Raw genomic sequence first — 2,417 nt, forward strand, 5'->3', positions numbered from 1 at the left:
ATGGGAGTGATCAGGGGGAAATTCAGGGACTTTTTCCCTGAAAATTAGGTAATTGACCCCCTCAAAATCGGTAAAACCCCACACCCCACACCCCACACCCTACACCCTGCCCCTAGGAAAAACTTTTTCAGCAGACCCTAAGTAGGGAGGCACAATTATTTGTAGGATGGGTTAGCGGTAGCGTAACATGAGCGGGCGTTGGGTTTCATGCTTCAACCCAACCTACGTTCATCTTATATTTAATTCCACCTACCTACTTAGACATTATTGAGGACAATTATTCGGCTCGACTACTCAAAGGGTTATTGAGATTGCTAGTGCCAGGACGTTTAACACTATGGGATTGTAGCAGCGAGATCGCCTGTTGGTACTGGGGATCATCCTTAGTTCCCACCAAAGAAGGATCATCGCGGAAGCGCAGCTGTTGTTCCTGGGTTAACTCGATCTGCACATCGGGTTTAATGCCTTTTTTGTAGATATTTTCGCCGTTGGGGGGATAATAACGGGCAATTGTCACCGCTAAACCGGAACCATCGGAGAGGGTGTGTACCGATTGGACGGTACTCTTGCCATAGGTCGATGTACCCACTAAAGTCGCCCGGCCATTTTCTTTCAGCGCCCCGGCGAGGATTTCGCTGGCGCTGGCGGAACCTTTATTCACCAAGACCACGAGGGGTAAATCGGTAATAGCGGTGTTATTGGCGATAAATTGGCGATCACCGCCCCGTCGATCGATGGTGCTAACGATTTTGCCCTGTTTCATCCACATGCGAGCGATATCGACACTAGCAAATAGTAAACCCCCGGGGTTGCCCCGCAGATCGAGAACATAGCCGGATACCTGTTGTTGACTTAATTCCTCGATCGCTTCTTTCATTTGTTCGGCTGCGTGGGAACTAAATTCATCCAGTTTAATATAACCAACTTTCACCCCACCTTCTTGTTTAAGGGTATAGCTAACCGAGGGGATTTCGATATCTACCCGGGTCAAAGTCACTTCAAATACACCTCGATCGGGACGGGCAAGCTGTAAACTAACGCTAGTACCCACTTCTCCCTGTAGGGCTTCCATTGCTTGTTCTAGGGTCATTAAAGCGGTGGGTTTGCCATTAATTCTGATCAGGCGATCGCCGCTTTTCACTCCCGCTTCCTTGGCGGGGGATTTTTTCACCGTATCGACAACGATCAGATCGCTAGTGCGTTTATCGAGGGCTAAACGTACCCCAATTCCCGATAATTCTCCGGAAGTTTGACTGGTGAGGACAGAAAATTCCCTAGGAGTTAAAAAACGGGTATAAGTATCACCCAATTCCTTTAAAGCTTCCCGAATTGCCGTGTAAGCTTGTTGGGGATTAGTATAATTTCTGCTTAACAATTCTTGACGTTTTTTTTGCCAATCGATTTGATGAAAACTACGATCTACAAATTCATTATTAACAATTTGCCAGACCTGGTCGATGACTGCTTTCGGGTTATCTTCTAAGGGTTTTTCCCCTTTGGCTGCGGGGGTGAGAACCATCAGGGAACTAACTGCTAGGGTAGCGATCGCACCTCCAGATAGGAGTTTCTGCACGGAAACGAACGAGGGACGCGACTGGTTCATAAAGACAAAGCCAAAATAAGATTGACGTTTAGATAAAGCCATTCAAAAAGCGGGAGCATTTTGCCTTCGAGGGAGGTGAGGAGCAGTGTTAACTACGACTTTCGTATAGATAGGGGAGTTCCTTGTCTGGCTCTAATATCCACTATAATTCTACTTCTAGAAAATCGAGTAATATCTGGCGATGAATTTTTCCTAAAGGACGAGTCTGATTAATCTTCTGGGAATAGTATTCCCCTTGAAGGATGGCAGCCGGGGGTAATAATGCTAAATCTTGCCCTTCCGTTTGCACTAATTTTTCTAATTCCAGGGTCAGGGGTACATGATAAAGATAACGAGAGAGATTATCATCGTTATAACAGCGAAAATGGCGTAAACTAGGAGCTTCGTAGTTAATTTCTTCTTTTAACTCTCGTTTTAACCCTATTTCTGGACTTTCACCCGCTTCTAAGTGACCACCAAATAAACCCCACACCCCCGGATAGAGAATCGTCGGGATGTCGTCGCGCAACTGCATTAAAAATCGACCGTCCTGTTCCAAAATCGCCAAAGCAACAAATATCATCAGTTATCAGTTATCAGTTATCAGTTATCAGGAGTCAGGAGTCAGGAGTCAGGAGACGGGAGACTATTTTATTTATTCTCCCCACACCCCACACCCCACACCCCACACCCCACACCCGTTACAGTAGAGCAGGAAGTCGCCTTCCCACCCCCTGCTTCAAAACCGGACTTACGACTTTCGCCGTATCCGGCTCCTGAGTAACTAGGCTACTGTCATTAGTAGAATAATAATGGGAATTATTATTTCCTTGTC

General features: G+C 46.3%; 3 protein-coding genes. 1 reads left to right on the plus strand and 2 read right to left on the minus strand.

Annotated elements, in window-relative coordinates:
• Positions 1 to 277: 277 nt before the first annotated feature.
• Both ctpB and PX482_RS12580 read right to left on the minus strand, forming a co-directional pair.
• Positions 278 to 1,603, minus strand: coding sequence for a carboxyl-terminal processing protease CtpB (gene ctpB, locus PX482_RS12575; protein WP_043999194.1), 1,326 nt, complete (start codon positions 1,601 to 1,603; stop codon positions 278 to 280).
• A 142-nt stretch (positions 1,604 to 1,745) separates the two neighbouring features.
• Complete coding sequence (locus PX482_RS12580; protein ID WP_002760597.1) at positions 1,746 to 2,165, minus strand: NUDIX hydrolase; 420 nt, start codon at positions 2,163 to 2,165, stop codon at positions 1,746 to 1,748.
• Here PX482_RS12580 and PX482_RS12585 point away from each other — a divergent pair.
• Complete coding sequence (locus tag PX482_RS12585; protein ID WP_288028103.1) at positions 2,098 to 2,292, plus strand: hypothetical protein; 195 nt, start codon at positions 2,098 to 2,100, stop codon at positions 2,290 to 2,292. The two genes, PX482_RS12580 and PX482_RS12585, sit on opposite strands and share 68 nt — an antisense overlap.
• Positions 2,293 to 2,417: the final 125 nt, after the last annotated feature.

Origin of the sequence: Microcystis sp. M53602_WE12, from assembly GCF_030065455.1 — a bacterium.
Lineage (GTDB): Bacteria > Cyanobacteriota > Cyanobacteriia > Cyanobacteriales > Microcystaceae > Microcystis > Microcystis aeruginosa.

Coding starts and splice junctions, on each gene's coding strand:
- ctpB (WP_043999194.1), bottom strand. CDS start 1,603: ATGAACCAGTCGCGTCCCTCGTTCGTTTCCGTGCAGAAACTCCTATCT.
- PX482_RS12585 (WP_288028103.1), top strand. CDS start 2,098: ATGTCGTCGCGCAACTGCATTAAAAATCGACCGTCCTGTTCCAAAATC.
- PX482_RS12580 (WP_002760597.1), bottom strand. CDS start 2,165: ATGATATTTGTTGCTTTGGCGATTTTGGAACAGGACGGTCGATTTTTA.